Origin of the sequence: Pseudoxanthomonas sp. JBR18, from assembly GCF_028198165.1 — a bacterium.
In the GTDB taxonomy this organism is placed as follows: domain Bacteria; phylum Pseudomonadota; class Gammaproteobacteria; order Xanthomonadales; family Xanthomonadaceae; genus Pseudoxanthomonas_A.
Window position 1 is genome coordinate 2,373,768 of the sequence record NZ_CP116339.1, and the last position, 14,751, is coordinate 2,388,518.

Sequence of the window (14,751 nt, forward strand, 5' to 3'; positions counted from 1 at the left end):
CGCATCCCGGGTTCATCGGCATGCATCCCGGCGTCTCACGGATTGAGACGGCGCCCGGCGATGCTCTGGGCATCATGCAGGTCAAAGACAAGCTCGCCATCCTCGCCGACGCGGCCAAATACGATGCCTCCTGCGCGTCTTCCGGCGCGGACAAGCGGCACTCGCTCGGCAGCGGTGGCATCGGCAGCACCGAGGGCATGGGCATCTGTCACTCGTACACGCCCGATGGGCGCTGCGTGTCGCTGCTGAAGATCCTGCTGACCAACTTCTGCGTGTTCGACTGCGCGTACTGCGTCAACCGGGTGACCAGCAACGTGCGACGCGCGCGGTTCACCCCGGCCGAAGTGGTCCAGCTGACCCTGGACTTCTACAAGCGCAATTACATCGAAGGCCTGTTCCTCTCCAGCGGCATCATCCGCGACAGCGACTACACGATGGAGCAGCTGGTGGAAGTGGCGCGCAGCCTGCGCCAGGACCACAAGTTTGCCGGCTACATCCACCTCAAGACCATTCCCGATGCCGCGCCCGAGCTGCTGGCCGCGGCCGGCCGCTACGCCGACCGCCTGAGCATCAATGTCGAATTGCCGACCGAGGCCGGCCTGGCCCGCCTGGCCCCGGAGAAGAAGCCTGGCGGCATCCGCGCGGCAATGGGCGAACTGCGCTGGCGGATCGAGGAGAACGTCGAGCAACGGCGCGAGCAGAGCAAGCTCCGCGCCAAGCCGCCGCGCTTCGCGCCGGCCGGGCAGAGCACGCAGATGATCGTCGGCGCCGATGGCGCCGATGACCGCAGCATCCTGCACACCAGCACCAACCTCTACGGCAACTACCGGCTGCGGCGCGTGTACTACTCAGCCTTCAGCCCGATTCCCGATGCCTCCAGCAAGCTGCCGCTGCAGCCGCCACCGCTGCAGCGCGAGCATCGCCTGTACCAGGCCGACTGGCTGCTGCGCTTCTATGATTTTTCCGTGGAGGAGATCGCGCCGACGCAGGCCAGTGGCATGCTGGATCTGGACATCGATCCCAAGCTGGCCTGGGCGCTGCGCCATCCCGAACGATTTCCCGTGGATGTCAATCACGCGCCACGCGAGCTGTTGTTGCGCGTGCCAGGGCTGGGGACGCGCAATGTCGAGCGGATCATCGCCTCGCGTCGGTTCCGGCGTTTGCGGGTTGAGGATCTGACGCGGCTGCGGCTGCCGATGAAGAAGCTGCTGCCGTTCGTGCAGGTGCTTGATCATCATCCGCGCGCTGCGTTGGATGACCCGTTGAAGCTGCGGGCGGCGTTGGCGCCCAAGCCGCGGCAGATGGGGTTGTTTTGAGCTTGGCCATGTTCGCAATCGGACTGGCCAATGCGTGAGTCAAAAGCAAGTGCGTTCGCACCGGTTGGTGCGACCTACTTTTGTCTTGGCAAAAGTAGGCAAAACCGCCCCCGCCGGGACGCGCGCCGATGCTGCGCATCGGTTCCCTGCGCTTCTCGAAGAATCGGGCACGGCGCCCAAACTCGCTGCGCTCAGACAAGGGCGCCTCTGCGGCCCGATCCTCCCGCGATGCTCGGCACGCTTTACGGCTCGCCAGATCGAAAGCTCAGCAACAGCAACAGCGTCATGCCTGTCGATGATGCCGTATGGATTGTGGCTTGCTGATGTTCACCGCGCGGGTCGATCCACCGTGGGATCTGGAGGCGTGGCGGGTTGCGGCGCGGGCGGCGTGGGGTGCGCAGGTGCCGCCGGAGGCGATCGAGTGGAATGGGGATGCGCAGGGAGGCTTGCTTGCCGGGCAGGATGTTGCCGCGCTGCCGAGGCGGCGCGATGGCCTGCGGGTGTCGTCGGATTTTTTGTCCGTGGCGGCGGCGGTGTTGTGCCATCGCGATCCGCAGCGCTTCGCGCTGCTCTATCGGTTGCTGTGGCGGATGGAAATGGAAGGGCGCGACCTGCTGGCCCATGCGACCGATCCGGATGTCCGCCGTGCGCAGGTGCTGGCCAAGGCGGTCGGGCGCGACACCCACAAGATGAAGGCGTTCGTGCGCTTTCGCGAGGTGCCGGGGGAGGATGAGGCCTTCGTGGCCTGGTTCGAGCCCGAGCACCAGATCCTCGACCGGATCGCGCCGTTCTTTGCCAGGCGCTTTGCCGGGATGCGGTGGGCGATCCTCACTCCGTACCGCAGCGTGGCCTGGGACGGCACGGGGCTGGCCTTCGGACCCGGGGGGACCCGCGCCGATGCGCCGGCCGACGATGCGCGCGAGGCGTTGTGGAAGACCTACTACGCCAACATCTTCAATCCGGCGCGGCTCAACCCGACGATGATGCGCTCGGAGATGCCGCAAAAGTACTGGAAGCACCTGCCTGAGGCCCAATTGCTGCCGGACCTGATTCAGCAGGCCGGCGTGCGCGTGCGCGAGATGGCCGAGCGTGCGCCCGAAGCGCCACGGCGCCGCATCCCAGACGCAGCGCCCCAGCCGACGCTGCGCGCGGAGGACTCACTGGAGGTGGTACGCGACGCGGCCGCCGCCTGTCGTCGATGCGAACTGTGGCAGCCCGCCACACGCACGGTGTTTGGCGAGGGGCCCGTCGACGCGAAAGTGGTGTTGATCGGCGAACAGCCCGGTGACGAGGAGGATCTCAGCGGCCGTCCTTTCGTCGGCCCCGCCGGCCGCCTGTTGGACCAGATCCTGGCCGAGTTGGGGATCGACCGCCAGGCGCTCTACCTGACCAATGCGGTCAAGCATTTTCGCTTCGAACAGCGTGGCAAGCGGCGCCTGCATCGCAACCCGTCCAGCAGCCAAGTGGCGGCGTGCCGGCCATGGCTGATGGAAGAACTCTCGCGAATCGATCCGGCCGTCGTGGTGTGCCTGGGGGCGACGGCGGCACAGGCCGTGATGGGCGGCGGATTGAAGTTGATGGCCTCGCGCGGGCGCTGGCATCGGCTGGAATCAGGCGCATGCGTGTTGCCCACCGTGCATCCGGCCTGGGTGCTGCGCCAGCGCGACCCGGACGCGCTGGCACAGGCGCGCAGGGCGTTGGTCGATGATCTGCGGCTCCTGCAAATGTGGATGGCGCGGCAGGGCGAAGCGCTGGACGTTGCTGCTGGCCTCAGTCGCTCGTGATGCGCTGCCAGACCTCGCCGATGATTCGCTCGGCGCGGTGCCAGGGCAACTGCTCGTAGGGCAGGAGCTGCTCGTAGCGGCGATGCACGTCGGGCCAGATCGCGTCCAGCGACTGGTGCGGATGCAGCAGGTAGTTGTCGTAGGCGAACTTCAGCGTCGGCTCCGCCTGCGCGTAGGTCGTCCGACCCACGGGATACTGCAGATAATGGTCGCGCCACCAGCGCAATTCATGATTGATGTCGACCACCACGGCACGTGGGCCGGTGGCGTGCTGGACCTGCTGGACTACATTCATGAGAGCGGCGCGTCGCAATGGCGGGGGAGCCAAACTTTAGGAGCGGCACGGGTGAAGCATCCGTCAGTGCGCGCTGAACAGGCAGAGTTTCAGCGCGCCAGTTCCAGTGCACCTGGCGCGGCGCCCACGCGGTCGCGGACCTGGCCCATGTCGCGCACGGGACGGACTTCGATGCAGCCCACCGCCGCCCAGGGAAAGGTCCGTGCGATCGCTTCAGCCTGCTCGATGTCGGCTGCCTGGATGAGGTTGAAGCCGGCCAGCAGCTCCTTGGTCTCGGCGAAGGGGCCATCGGTGACGGTGGTCTTGCCACCGCGCACGCGGATCGCGCGCGCTGTCGAGGCCGCTTCCAATTGCTGGGAGGCCAACAGCACACCGTCACGCTGAAGCTGGTCGGCATGTTCGAAGCAGCCGCGCATCAGTTTGTCGAACTCGCCCTGCGGCAGGGCGTCGAGCAGGGCGTCATCGATGTGGATCAGGATCAGGAACTGCATGGTCCGGCGTCCTTCGCTGCGGCATCGTCAGGGGCGCATCATGCCCCACGGAAACGCGCCGGGTGCGACTGCGTGGTGTAACCGCCGAAACGCTCGCTTGGGAGTTGTCTGGCCGCTGTCGATTTTCGTCGCGCTGATTCGTCTAGGAGGTCAGAAACGCCAGCAGCGCCTGGCCGTGGACGGGAGTGATGCGATGAAGGTGATGGTGATCGTCAAGGCCAGCGCCGCCTCCGAGGCGGGCGTGTTGCCTTCGACCGAGTTGCTGGCGGCCATGGGTGCCTACAACGAGGCCCTGGTCCAAGCCGGGATCATGCTGGCGGGCGAAGGCCTGCATCCTTCAAGCCGCGGCGTCCGGGTGCGCTTCGGCGGCAAGGCCCGCACCGTGACCGATGGTCCGTTCGCCCAAACAACGGAGCTGGTCGCCGGCTTCTAGCTATGGCAGGTGCGCTCGCTGGACGAAGCCACCGAGTGGCTCAAGCGCGCGCCGTTCGATGGCGGCGTGGAGGTCGAGCTGCGTCCGGTCCTGGAGACGGCGGACTTCGGTGACGCCATGACCCCCACACTGCGGGCGCGCGAGCAGCAGCTGCGCGCTCGTACCCGCGGCATGTCCTAGATTTCAATCCCAAGGAGCAATGCGATGCACGTGATCCCGTACTTGTTTTTCAACGGCAACTGCCGCGAGGCCATGACGTTCTACGCGCGTATGCTGGGCGGCGAAGTGGTGGCCATGTCCACCTACGATCAGGCGCCGCCCGAGGCCAGGATGCCGGGCATGCCGGAGGGGGCGGTCATGCATGCCTCGCTGGTGGCCGGCGATGTGCGCTTGATGGCCTCCGATACGTGTCCACCCCAGGACTACGCACCACCGCATGGAATGACCGTGGCCCTGCATGCGGACAGCGTGGAGGAAGCCGAGCGGATCTACGCGGCGCTGGCCGAAGGCGCGCAGATCCAGATGCCGATGAGTGCCACCTTCTGGTCCAAGCGCTTTGCCATGCTGACCGATCGCTATGGCACGCCCTGGATGATCAACGTCGATGCCGAACCGGCCTGAGGAGTACGCCATGCCGACCCGGATGTTCGTCAACCTGCCCGTGCGCGACCTGCCGAAGGCCAAGGCTTTCTACACGGCGTTGGGCTACACCATCAATCCGCAATTCACCAACGACGATGCGGCCTGCGTGGTCATCAGCGAGACCATCTACGTGATGCTGCTGGTGCATCCGTTCTTCAGCACCTTCACGCCAAAGGCGATCTGCGACACCTCGCTGCAGACCGAGGCGATCCTGTGCCTATCGGCCGACGACAAGGCTGGCGTGGACGCGCTGGCCGAGCGCGCGCTGGCTGCCGGAGGTGGCGAGCCAAGCCGGTGCAGGACCTGGGCTTCATGTACGGGCGCAGCTTCACCGACCTGGATGGCCATCACTGGGAAGTGATGTGCATGTCAGGGCCGCCACCGCACTGAGCCGCGCGCTCAATCCCCCCTTCAAAGAAGAGGACAACCCCATGGCCTATATCGATGCTTACGTGTTGCCGCTGCCCCTGGCCAACCTGGCGGCCTACCGCAAGATGGCGCGGATGGGCGGCAAGATCTGGATGGAACACGGCGCGCTGCAGTACGTCGAATGCATCGCCGAAGACGTCAAACCGGGCAAGACCACCTCGTTCCCGCAGGCGGTCAAGCTCAAGGAAGGTGAGACCGTGATCTTCTCCTACATCGTCTTCAAGTCGCGCGCGCATCGCGACAAGGTCAACAAGCTGGCGATGGACGACCCACGGATGCATGCGTGGGGCCCGCACAACATGCCGTTCGACGGCAAGCGCCTGTTCTGGGGCGGGTTCAAGCCGTTGGTGCAGCGATGAGGTCGCGCCGATGAAGCTGGTCCTGGGGGCCTTCCTGAGCCTGGATGGTGTCGGACAGGGGCCGGGCGGCCCGCATGAGGATCCGCGTGGGGACTTCGTGCATGGCGGCTGGTCGGTGCCGTATTGGGACCAGGCCATGATGGACGTGCAGACCGCCTGGATCGAATGCCTGGACGCGCTGCTGCTGGGCCGGGTCACCTACGACATCTTCGCCGCGCACTGGCCGCACGTGGGCGATGACGATCCGATCGCCGCGCGCTTCAACCGCGTGCCCCGATACGTGGCCAGCCATGCGTCGCTGTCGCAGGCCTGGTCGGGCGCCACGCGGATCGAGGGCGATGTGATCGAGGCCGTGCGTGCGCTGAAGGCCAGGCCCGGGCGCCAACTGCAGGTGCATGGCAGCCTGGACCTCGCGCAGACCCTGCTGCGCGCGGGACTGGTGGACGAACTGCGGCTGTGGTGGTTCCCGGTGCTGCTGGGACAGGGCCGCAGGCTGTTCGCCGCGGGCACGGTGCCGGCCGGCCTGGAATTGCTGGACACGCTGCGCTTCGAGACCGGCGTGGTGTTCCAGCACTATCGGGTCGGTGGACTGCGCGGCTATGGCTCCTTCATGCATGACGATCCGCCGCCAGAGGAACTGCAGCGGCGTCTGGGACTGGAGGGCCGGTGATGGCCCGCGCGGCTCGCGCCGCATCGGACGGTCCCGGCGTGGAGGTCTGGCTGGCCACGTGCCGGCATCCGTTGCACGAGGTCATCCAGGCGCTGCGCACGATCCTGACCTCGCTGTCGCCCCAAGTGGGTCAGGCGATCAAGTGGAACGCGCCGAGCTTCCACACGTCCGAGCACTTCGCCACGCTGCATCTGCGCGACCCCGCGGCGATCCAGGTCATCCTGCATCGCGGCGCGCGCCCGCGGAAGGGCGGGGTGCAGATCGACGATCCATACGGCCTGTTGGACTGGTGCGGGACCGAACGCGCGATCCCGCGCTTCGCCAGGGTGGAGGAGGCCGAGCGCAAGCGTGCGGCCTTCGAGGCCATCGTGCGGCAATGGATGGCGCAGGTCTGAGCCTTGGCGCGATCCGGGCTGCCGACGCGCGGTTGCGCTGGTCGTGGGCCGGTGGTCTGATCGCCGCCCATGAGCAGCGACGTGCATCGCACCATCGAGACCCTCTGGCGCATGGAGGCCCCCCGGGTACTGGCCGTGCTGACCCGGATGCTGCGCGACATCGACCTGGCCGAGGAACTGGCCCAGGACGCGCTGGTCGCCGCCCTGGAGTACTGGCCGCGCGATGGCCTGCCCGACAATCCGGCTGCCTGGCTCACCGCCACCGCCAAGCGCCGCGCCATCGACCGCCTGCGCCAGCGCCAGCTGCACCAGCGCAAGCACACGGAGATCGCCTACGAACTGGAAGGGCAGGCGGTGCCCGGCCCTGACAGCGACGGCCACCTGGACGACGCGGTGGGCGACGACCTGCTGCGGCTGATGTTCATCGCCTGCCACCCGGTTTTGCCGCGCGAGTCGCGGGTCGCTTTGACCCTGCGCCTGCTCGGTGGCCTGACCACCGCGGAGATCGCCCGGGCCTTCCTGCAGCCCGAGGCCACGGTGGCCCAGCGGATCGTGCGTGCCAAGCGCACCCTGGCCCAGCAGCAGGTCAGCTACGACCCGCCGCGGCGCGGTGACCTGCCCGAGCGGCTGGACGCGGTGCTGGAGGTGATCTACCTGGTCTTCAACGAAGGGTATTCGGCCAGCGCCGGCGAGGACTGGATGCGGCCGGCGCTGTGCACGGAGGCGCTGCGCCTGGGCCGCGTGCTGGCCGGGCTGATGCCGCAGGCGCCGGAGGTCTTCGGCCTGCTGGCGCTGATGGAACTGCAGGCTTCGCGCACCGCCGCGCGGACCGCGGCCGATGGCACGCCGGTCCTGCTCGAAGCGCAACAGCGCGCGCGCTGGGACCGGCTGCAGATCGGCCGGGGCCTGCAGGCGCTGGAGCGCGCCGTGCAGCTGGGCGGCGCGCAGGGCCCCTACACGCTGCAGGCCGGCATCGCCGCCTGCCATGCGCGTGCGCTGCGCAGCGAGGACACGGATTGGACGCGCATCGCGGCCCTGTATGCGGTGCTGGCCCAGGTCAGTCCATCGCCGGTGGTCCAGCTCAATCGGGCCGTCGCGCTGGGGCGGGCGGCCGGGGCGCAGGTTGGCCTGGCCCTGGTCGATACACTGGCCGGAGAGGCGTCCCTGCGTGACTACGCCGCGCTGCCTGCGGTTCGCGGCGATCTGCTGGAACGGCTCGGCCGGCTGGACGAGGCGCGTGCCTGTTTCGAGCAGGCTGCCGCGCTCACCCGCAACGCGCGCGAGTCCGCGCAGATGCAGGCCCGCGCCCTGGCGTGCCAGGCGGGCGGGACGGCCTGATCGTCCGCACGGCAGGTCAGGGGTGGTTCCGCTCTGCGCGGGGCGGGGGGACACTGCGTCGCACTGGCCTGTATTGCCTGATCACGGCGGCGGCCTCAGGCTACGCGGCCTGCGCGCCTGGCGCGTCGTTCCATATCCGCAACACAGGAGCTGCCATGACCTCGGCCATCTCGGTACAGGGGCTGACCAAGACCTACGACTCGGGTTTCCAGGCGCTGAAGGGCATCGACCTGGAGATCCAGCGTGGCGAGATCTTCGCCCTGCTCGGGCCCAACGGCGCGGGCAAGACCACGTTGATCAGCATCCTGTGCGGCATCGTGCGCCCGGGCGAGGGCGTGGTGACCATCGAGGGCTGCGATGTCGTGCGCCAGTACCGCGCCGCGCGCAGCCAGGTCGGGCTGGTCCCGCAGGAGCTGTCGACCGAGGCGTTCGAGACGGTGTGGGCGGCGGTGCGCTTCTCGCGCGGGCTGTTCGGTAAGCCGGCCGACCCGGCCCTGCTGGAGCGCGTGCTGCGCGACCTGTCCCTGTGGGACAAGCGCGACACCAAGATCATGGCCCTGTCCGGCGGCATGAAGCGCCGGGTGCTGATCGCCAAGGCGCTGGCGCACGAACCCAAGGTGCTGTTCCTGGACGAGCCCACCGCCGGGGTGGACGTGGAGCTGCGCCACGACATGTGGAACCTGGTCCGCGGCCTGCGTGAGCGTGGCACCACCGTGGTCCTGACCACCCACTACATCGAGGAAGCCGAGGAGATGGCCGACCGCATCGGGGTGATCACCGGCGGCAAGCTGGTGCTGGTGGAGGACAAGACCACGCTCATGGCCAAGCTGGGCAAGAAGCAGCTGGCCCTGACTCTGCAGCAGCCGCTGCACGCCATCCCGCCCGCCTTGTCCGACCTGCCGCTGGAACTGCAGGCCGATGGCACCCAGCTGGTCTACACCTTCGACGTGCAGGCCGAGGAAACCGGCATCGCCGCGCTGCTGCGGCGCCTGGGCGAGCAGGGCATCGATTTCAAGGACCTGCACTCGTCCCAATCCTCGCTGGAGGAGATCTTCGTCAACCTGGTCCGGGAGGCCCGCGCATGAGCCTGAACCTGCACGCGGTGGCGGCGATCTACCGCTTCGAGATGGCGCGCACCTTCCGCACCATCACCCAGTCGATCGCCTCGCCGGTGCTGTCGACCTCGCTGTACTTCGTGGTGTTCGGCGCGGCCATCGGCTCGCGCATGGGCGATGTGGAAGGGGTGTCCTACGGGGCCTTCATCATTCCCGGCCTGATCATGCTCTCGCTGCTCAACGAGAGCATTTCCAACGCCTCCTTCGGCATCTACATGCCCAAGTGGTCCGGCACGATCTACGAGCTGCTCTCCGCGCCGGTGTCCTTCGTGGAGGTGGTGCTGGGCTACGTGGGCGCGGCGGCGACCAAGTCGCTGATGCTGGGCCTGCTGATCCTGGTGACCGCGCGGATCTTCGTGCCCTACGAGATCCAGCATCCGGTGTGGATGGTGGCCTTCCTGCTGCTGACCGCCCTGACCTTCTCGCTGTTCGGCTTCATCATCGGGCTGTGGGCCGACGACTTCCAGAAGCTGCAGGTGATCCCGCTGATGGTGGTCACCCCGTTGACCTTCCTGGGCGGAGCGTTCTACTCGGTGTCCATGCTGCCGCCGGTGTGGCAGAAGATCACCCTGTTCAACCCGGTCGTGTATCTGATCAGCGGCTTTCGCTGGAGCTTCTTCGGCCTGGCTGACGTGGAGGTCGGCATCAGCCTGGCGGCCATTCTGGGCTTCCTGGTGGTGTGCCTGGTGGCGATCTGGGCGATGTTCCGGACCGGCTGGAAGATCAAAACCTGAGGTAAATCCGGCAATGGCAGACGCCGCGGCGACATGGCGCTCTGCTAGCTTAATCAGATGCACTCGATCGAGATCGTCCTGGCGATGCTGCTGGCGGTGGCTGCCAGTGGCTTCCTGGTCCGGGTTTTGCCCTTCTCCCTGCCGCTTCCGCTGGTGCAGATCGCGCTGGGTGCGGTGATCTCCTTCTTCAACCGCGGGGTGGAGCTGGATCCGGAGCTGTTCTTCCTGCTGTTCCTGCCGCCGTTGCTGTTCCTGGACGGCTGGCGCATTCCCAAGCAGGGGTTGTTCCGCGACAAGGGGGCGATCCTGGAGCTGGCCTTGGGGCTGGTGGTGTTCACCGTGCTCGGGGCGGGCTTCCTGATCCACCTGATGATCCCGGCCATGCCGCTGCCGGTGGCCTTCGCCCTGGCGGCGATCATCTCGCCGACCGATCCGGTGGCCGTGTCCTCGATCGCCGCGCGCGCGCCGATCCCCAAGCGCCTGATGCACATCCTGGAAGGCGAATCCCTGCTCAACGACGCGTCGGGCCTGGTGTGCTTCCAGTTCGCCGTGGCCGCCGCGCTGACCGGGACCTTCTCCCTGGCCGGCGCCTCGGTCACCTTCGTATGGGTGGCGCTGGCGGGCCTGGCCTGCGGCGTGGGCGTGACCTATGCGGTCAACATCCTGCAGCGCTGGATCGCCCGGCATTTCGGCGAAGAGGGCGGCTCGTCGATCCTGGTCAGCCTGCTGATCCCATTCGCCGCCTACGTCATGGCCGAAGTGCTGCACGCCTCGGGCATCCTTGCCGCGGTGGCCGCCGGCATCACCATGAGTTACGTGGAGCTGTCCGGCCGCGCGGCGGCCAGCGTGCGCATCCAGCGCACGGCGGTGTGGGACATGGTCCAGTTCACCCTCAACGGCATCGTGTTCACCCTGCTGGGCGAGCAGCTGCCGGGCATTCTGAGCAACGCCATGCGCAGCGTGCACGAGACCGGGCATCGCGACCCCTGGTGGCTGGCGGTCTACGTGGTGGCCATCAGCCTGGGCCTGATGTTGCTGCGCTTTGTCTGGGTGTGGCTGTCGCTGCGCTGGAGCCTGCTTAAGGCCAAGGTGCGGGGCGAGACGCGAGTCAGCCCCAACTGGCGGATCATCGTGGCCACCTCGCTGGCCGGCGTGCGCGGCGCGATCACCCTGGCCGGCGTGCTGACCCTGCCGCTGGCCCTGTCCGACGGGACCCCGTTCCCATCCCGCGATCTGGCGATCTTCCTGGCCGCGGCCGTGATCATGGTCTCGCTGCTGGTCGCCGCGCTGGCCCTGCCGCGCCTGCTCAAGGACCTGCACGTGCCGGAGGAGTCCGACCTGCAGCATGAGGAGGATCTGGCGCGCAAGGCGGCCGCACGCGCGGCGTTGGTGGCAGTGGAAGGCGAGCGCCAGCGGCTGGCGGCCACCTCGGACCTGGTCGAGGATGGAGAGCTGTATGCGGCCTGCGCCGAGCGGGTCAGCCAGCTCTACCAGCGCCATGTGGATCGTCTTGGCGGCGAGGCGGACATCGCCCCCGAACAGGCGCGGCGCATTGAGCAGGTCGAGCGCCAGATGCGTCAGGCCGGCCTGCGCGCCGAGCGTGCCGAACTGTTCCGCCTGGCCCGACAGCGCAAGATCTCCGACGAGGTCTCGCGCAAGCTGGTGCGCAACCTGGACCTGCTGGAAACCCGCCAGCGCTGAGCCCGCGCGGCGTGTTGCAGCGCATGTTGCCAGCGGTCGGGCGGCCCTGCTAGTTTCGCCGCGCCCGCGACGGGCGCAGGGGATTAGGAATGAAATACACAGGGATGCGGCTGGTGGCCGCGCTGTTGGCGTGGCTGTCGATGTGGCCGGCGCTGGCGCTGGCCCAGGTGGACGTGGATGCGTTTCTCAGGCGCGACCGCTACGAACAGATCAAGATTTCGCCCACCGGCGAGTTCTACGCGGTCACCATGCCACTGGAGGATCGGACGGGCTTGGTGATTGTCCGTCGCAGCGATCGTAAGCCCACCGCAAAGGTGGTCGGGGGCGAAAACTCGCGCGTCGGTGGCTTCTGGTGGGTCAACGACACCCGCGTGGTGGTGGCCATGGACCGCCAGTTCGGAAGCCGCGCCCAGCCATATCCGACCGGCGAACTGCACGCGGTCAATGCCGATGGCAGTGGCGCGGCCCTTATTGCCAGTCCCTTTGCCATCGACGTCGCGACGGGGAGAGATCCTTTTCGGTCGGACGCGAAGAACGTGGTCTTCATGTTCGACACGATGCCCGGCGACGACCACAAGGTGCTCGTCGCATCTTCTCCGCTTTCACAGGCAGATCCGGTGACGCGTGTGGAGAGCCTGAATGTCTACAACCGGGGCCGGTTCGTGATCGCGACCGCCCCGGTCCGAAATGCCAGCTTTACTACGGATGTGCAGGGGCAAGTGCGTTTCGCACAAGGCGCCGGGGGTGACAACGTCAGCAAGCTCTATTACCGGGATGGCCACGGACAGGACTGGCGGCTTGTCAACGATGAGGCACAGAGCCATGTGGCTATGCAGGCGCTGGGTTTTTCCCGGGACGGCCGCACCGCCTATCTACGGACCGAACACCCGCAAGGCCCGGACAGTATCTTGGCCTGGGATGTGGAGACTGGCGCGCGCACGGAGTTGATGCGCGACGCCGTCGTTGATCCTGACAGCGTGATCTGGTCGGCGGATGGCCGCCAACCGATTGGCGCGCGCTTCACCCGGGAGCGGACTGTCAGTCGCTACTTCTCGGACGAGGACCCAGCTGCACGCCTGCAGCGTTCCTTGGAAAAGGCGTTTCCGGAGGAGGCTGTCGCGGTGACCTCGTCGACCCTGGACGGCCGCCTTGCGGTTGTGCAGACCTGGAGTGGCACCAACAGCGGGGACTTCTATCTCTACGACACCGTGAGCAAGAAGGCTGAAGGAATTTATAGCCTGAGGACATGGTTCGATCCTGCCAAGATGCCCCTATCGCATGAGGTCAGTTTCAGCGCGCGCGACGGCTTGACGTTGTATGGCTACCTCACCTTGCCCATGGCAGGCAATGGCAAGGACCTGCCGCTGATCATCAATCCGCATGGCGGGCCGTTCGGTATTTACGACGGCCCCGCGTTCGATGACGACAGCCAGTTGTTGGCGCAGGCAGGTTATGCGGTCCTGCGAGTCAACTATCGTGGCTCGGGGCATTACGGACGGGCGTTCGAGCAGGCGGGCGCCCGCCAATGGGGGCGATCGATGCAGGACGACCTCACCGACGCAACTCGCTGGGCGATCGACCAAGGCATTGCCGATCCATCGAGGATCTGCATTTACGGTGCCAGCTATGGTGGCTATGCGGCTCTTATGGGGGCGGCGCGGGACCCTGCGTTGTATCGCTGCGCGGTGGGCTATGTCGGCGTCTACGACCTGCCACGCATGGTCAGCGATGATAGCGATGGCGCGGCGTCCACGCAGACCTGGCTCAAGGACTGGGTCGGCGACAAGGACGCGCTGGACGAGGTTTCCCCGGTCAACCTGGCCGACCGGATCAAGGTGCCGGTGTTCCTGGCCTCGGGCGGCAAGGACACGCGCGCACCGCCGGTGCACACCGAGCGCATGGAAAAGGCGCTCAAGCGCGCGGGCGTGCCCGTGGAGACCCTGTATTACGAAGACGAAGGTCACGGCTATTTCGCCGATGCCCATCGGCGCGAATATTACCGCCGTCTGCTCGCGTTCCTCGGCACGCACCTGGGCGGCCAGACCGCAAAATGAACCTCAAGGCGGCGCGAGATGCGCCGCCGCCGGCGAGCGTCAGGGTGCCTCGGTCTTGAAGTACGGCTCCACCGTGCCCTTGATCTTCATCGTCATCGGCTGGCCGCGGCGGTCCAGGGACTTGCCCACCTGGACGCGGATCCAGCCTTCCGAGACGCTGTACTCCTCCACGTTGTCGCGCTCGGTGCCGTTGAAACGCACGCCCACGCCCCGGTCCAGCGCGGACTGATCGTGAAAGCGGCTGCGGGGGTCGACGGCCAAGCGGTCGGGAGGCGTATCGCTCATAGGTGCGCACATGCTGGAAAACGAGGGCGCACAGGATAAAGGGCGCGTCGCCAGGATGCATCCGCCAGGGGCGCGGTTACTGGAGGTGATCGCGCCCTCACTTTGCAAGCAGCGACGCACGCGCGATCCTTGTCGCACCTCCGATGCCTGTCCCTCCCCATGTCCCTGCCTGACAACACCGCTGACTACGAAGACGACTTCGAAGGATTCGATCCGGACGAGGCCGACGCCCCGGAAGCCCTGGCCTGGAACCTGCTCCAACTGATCAACCCGGGCGATGAGGACACCGCGCTACGCCAGTTCGACCTGCTGCGCGAGCGCATGGCCGCCGGGTCGGCCGAGTCGCTGCCCTGGCTCCTGCGCGATATCGTCGACTGGACCTCGGGGTTCTTCGTCATGCCCGACGATGTGGACGGCACGTTCGAGGTGATCGACGAACTGGCCGCGCGCTATGGCCTGCAGATCGAGTGGGGCGGTGACCGCGACGATGAGGACTTCATGGAGACCCTGGACGTGCCCGTGCTGCTGTCCCGGGCCTACGACAGCCTGCGCCCGCACGGTTACACGCTGTGGTGCTGGAACGCCGACGCGGACGGCTATGGCGGCTGGATGGCCCTGCGCCGCGACGACGATGGCATGCGCGCGCTGGCGCAAGTCCTGGGCTTCGAGTTGCGCACCGCCAATGAAGCGGGCTGAGCCGCTCTCGCGCG

General features: G+C 67.2%; 15 protein-coding genes and 2 pseudogenes. 14 read left to right on the forward strand and 3 right to left on the reverse strand.

All coding sequences use genetic code 11. The features are described from left to right. Positions 1–74 precede the first annotated feature (74 nt). Both PJ250_RS10590 and PJ250_RS10595 read left to right on the forward strand, forming a co-directional pair. A complete protein-coding gene (locus PJ250_RS10590; protein ID WP_271644493.1) occupies positions 75–1,316 on the forward strand; it encodes a putative DNA modification/repair radical SAM protein in 1,242 nt (413 codons plus the stop codon). A gap of 323 nt (positions 1,317–1,639) precedes the next feature. Then, positions 1,640–3,100 carry a UdgX family uracil-DNA binding protein gene (locus PJ250_RS10595; RefSeq protein ID WP_271648598.1) on the forward strand — a complete coding sequence of 487 codons (1,461 nt, stop codon included), beginning with the start codon at positions 1,640–1,642 and terminating at the stop codon, positions 3,098–3,100. On the opposite strand, the gene PJ250_RS10600 is transcribed toward PJ250_RS10595, so the two are convergent. After that, the gene (locus PJ250_RS10600) at positions 3,087–3,395 is read right to left on the reverse strand and encodes a hypothetical protein (protein ID WP_271644494.1); all 309 of its coding nucleotides are present in this window, start codon (positions 3,393–3,395) and stop codon (positions 3,087–3,089) included. The genes PJ250_RS10595 and PJ250_RS10600 overlap by 14 nt on opposite strands. An 89-nt stretch (positions 3,396–3,484) precedes the next feature. Beyond that, entirely contained in the window at positions 3,485–3,886 is a 402-nt protein-coding gene (locus PJ250_RS10605) for a YciI family protein (RefSeq protein ID WP_271644496.1), read from the reverse strand. 193 nt (positions 3,887–4,079) lie between these two features. Between PJ250_RS10605 and PJ250_RS10610 the strand changes: the two are divergent. The 11 genes and pseudogenes from PJ250_RS10610 to PJ250_RS10660 all read left to right on the forward strand — a co-directional run bounded on the left by PJ250_RS10610 (position 4,080) and on the right by PJ250_RS10660 (position 13,756). Further along, a pseudogene (locus PJ250_RS10610) lies at positions 4,080–4,499 on the forward strand (YciI family protein). Between the two features lie 24 nt (positions 4,500–4,523). Continuing rightward, positions 4,524–4,940 (forward strand): VOC family protein, encoded by a 417-nt coding sequence (locus PJ250_RS10615; protein ID WP_271644497.1) that lies wholly within the window; start codon positions 4,524–4,526, stop codon positions 4,938–4,940. 10 nt (positions 4,941–4,950) lie between these two features. After that, positions 4,951–5,351: pseudogene (locus tag PJ250_RS10620) on the forward strand (VOC family protein). A gap of 41 nt (positions 5,352–5,392) precedes the next feature. Then, entirely contained in the window at positions 5,393–5,749 is a 357-nt protein-coding gene (locus PJ250_RS10625) for a DUF1428 domain-containing protein (RefSeq protein WP_271644499.1), read from the forward strand. Positions 5,750–5,759: 10 nt separating this feature from the next. Further along, positions 5,760–6,419 (forward strand): dihydrofolate reductase family protein, encoded by a 660-nt coding sequence (locus tag PJ250_RS10630; protein ID WP_271644500.1) that lies wholly within the window; start codon positions 5,760–5,762, stop codon positions 6,417–6,419. After that, a complete protein-coding gene (locus tag PJ250_RS10635; protein WP_271644502.1) occupies positions 6,419–6,814 on the forward strand; it encodes a DUF1801 domain-containing protein in 396 nt (131 codons plus the stop codon). The genes PJ250_RS10630 and PJ250_RS10635 overlap by 1 nt, the downstream gene beginning before the upstream one ends. Positions 6,815–6,883: 69 nt before the next feature. Next, a complete protein-coding gene (locus PJ250_RS10640) occupies positions 6,884–8,152 on the forward strand; it encodes an RNA polymerase sigma factor (RefSeq protein WP_271644503.1) in 1,269 nt (422 codons plus the stop codon). 155 nt (positions 8,153–8,307) lie between these two features. Next, a complete protein-coding gene (locus tag PJ250_RS10645) occupies positions 8,308–9,237 on the forward strand; it encodes an ABC transporter ATP-binding protein (RefSeq protein WP_271644504.1) in 930 nt (309 codons plus the stop codon). Positions 9,238–9,239: 2 nt separating this feature from the next. Further along, entirely contained in the window at positions 9,240–10,001 is a 762-nt protein-coding gene (locus PJ250_RS10650; protein ID WP_271648599.1) for an ABC transporter permease, read from the forward strand. A 57-nt stretch (positions 10,002–10,058) separates the two neighbouring features. Next, complete coding sequence (locus PJ250_RS10655) at positions 10,059–11,702, forward strand: Na+/H+ antiporter (protein WP_271644505.1); 1,644 nt, start codon at positions 10,059–10,061, stop codon at positions 11,700–11,702. Between the two features lie 89 nt (positions 11,703–11,791). Then, positions 11,792–13,756: an alpha/beta hydrolase family protein gene (locus PJ250_RS10660; protein ID WP_271644506.1), complete on the forward strand. Its 1,965-nt coding sequence runs from the start codon at positions 11,792–11,794 to the stop codon at positions 13,754–13,756. A gap of 39 nt (positions 13,757–13,795) precedes the next feature. Here the strand turns inward: PJ250_RS10660 and PJ250_RS10665 are convergent, their stop codons facing one another. Continuing rightward, on the reverse strand, positions 13,796–14,041 hold the full coding sequence (locus tag PJ250_RS10665) for a DUF3297 family protein (protein WP_271644507.1): 246 nt from the start codon (positions 14,039–14,041) through the stop codon (positions 13,796–13,798). A gap of 165 nt (positions 14,042–14,206) precedes the next feature. Here PJ250_RS10665 and PJ250_RS10670 point away from each other — a divergent pair, with 165 nt between their 5' ends. Beyond that, positions 14,207–14,737: a DUF6630 family protein gene (locus tag PJ250_RS10670; protein ID WP_271648600.1), complete on the forward strand. Its 531-nt coding sequence runs from the start codon at positions 14,207–14,209 to the stop codon at positions 14,735–14,737. Positions 14,738–14,751 lie beyond the last annotated feature (14 nt).

What these genes read in the sequence shown, in the direction of transcription:
- PJ250_RS10590 (WP_271644493.1), top strand. Translation starts at nt 75, where the DNA reads ATGCAGGTCAAAGACAAGCTCGCCATCCTCGCCGACGCGGCCAAATAC.
- PJ250_RS10595 (WP_271648598.1), top strand. Translation starts at nt 1,640, where the DNA reads ATGTTCACCGCGCGGGTCGATCCACCGTGGGATCTGGAGGCGTGGCGG.
- PJ250_RS10600 (WP_271644494.1), bottom strand. Translation starts at nt 3,395, where the DNA reads ATGAATGTAGTCCAGCAGGTCCAGCACGCCACCGGCCCACGTGCCGTG.
- PJ250_RS10605 (WP_271644496.1), bottom strand. Translation starts at nt 3,886, where the DNA reads ATGCAGTTCCTGATCCTGATCCACATCGATGACGCCCTGCTCGACGCC.
- PJ250_RS10615 (WP_271644497.1), top strand. Translation starts at nt 4,524, where the DNA reads ATGCACGTGATCCCGTACTTGTTTTTCAACGGCAACTGCCGCGAGGCC.
- PJ250_RS10625 (WP_271644499.1), top strand. Translation starts at nt 5,393, where the DNA reads ATGGCCTATATCGATGCTTACGTGTTGCCGCTGCCCCTGGCCAACCTG.
- PJ250_RS10630 (WP_271644500.1), top strand. Translation starts at nt 5,760, where the DNA reads ATGAAGCTGGTCCTGGGGGCCTTCCTGAGCCTGGATGGTGTCGGACAG.
- PJ250_RS10635 (WP_271644502.1), top strand. Translation starts at nt 6,419, where the DNA reads ATGGCCCGCGCGGCTCGCGCCGCATCGGACGGTCCCGGCGTGGAGGTC.
- PJ250_RS10640 (WP_271644503.1), top strand. Translation starts at nt 6,884, where the DNA reads ATGAGCAGCGACGTGCATCGCACCATCGAGACCCTCTGGCGCATGGAG.
- PJ250_RS10645 (WP_271644504.1), top strand. Translation starts at nt 8,308, where the DNA reads ATGACCTCGGCCATCTCGGTACAGGGGCTGACCAAGACCTACGACTCG.
- PJ250_RS10655 (WP_271644505.1), top strand. Translation starts at nt 10,059, where the DNA reads ATGCACTCGATCGAGATCGTCCTGGCGATGCTGCTGGCGGTGGCTGCC.
- PJ250_RS10660 (WP_271644506.1), top strand. Translation starts at nt 11,792, where the DNA reads ATGAAATACACAGGGATGCGGCTGGTGGCCGCGCTGTTGGCGTGGCTG.
- PJ250_RS10665 (WP_271644507.1), bottom strand. Translation starts at nt 14,041, where the DNA reads ATGAGCGATACGCCTCCCGACCGCTTGGCCGTCGACCCCCGCAGCCGC.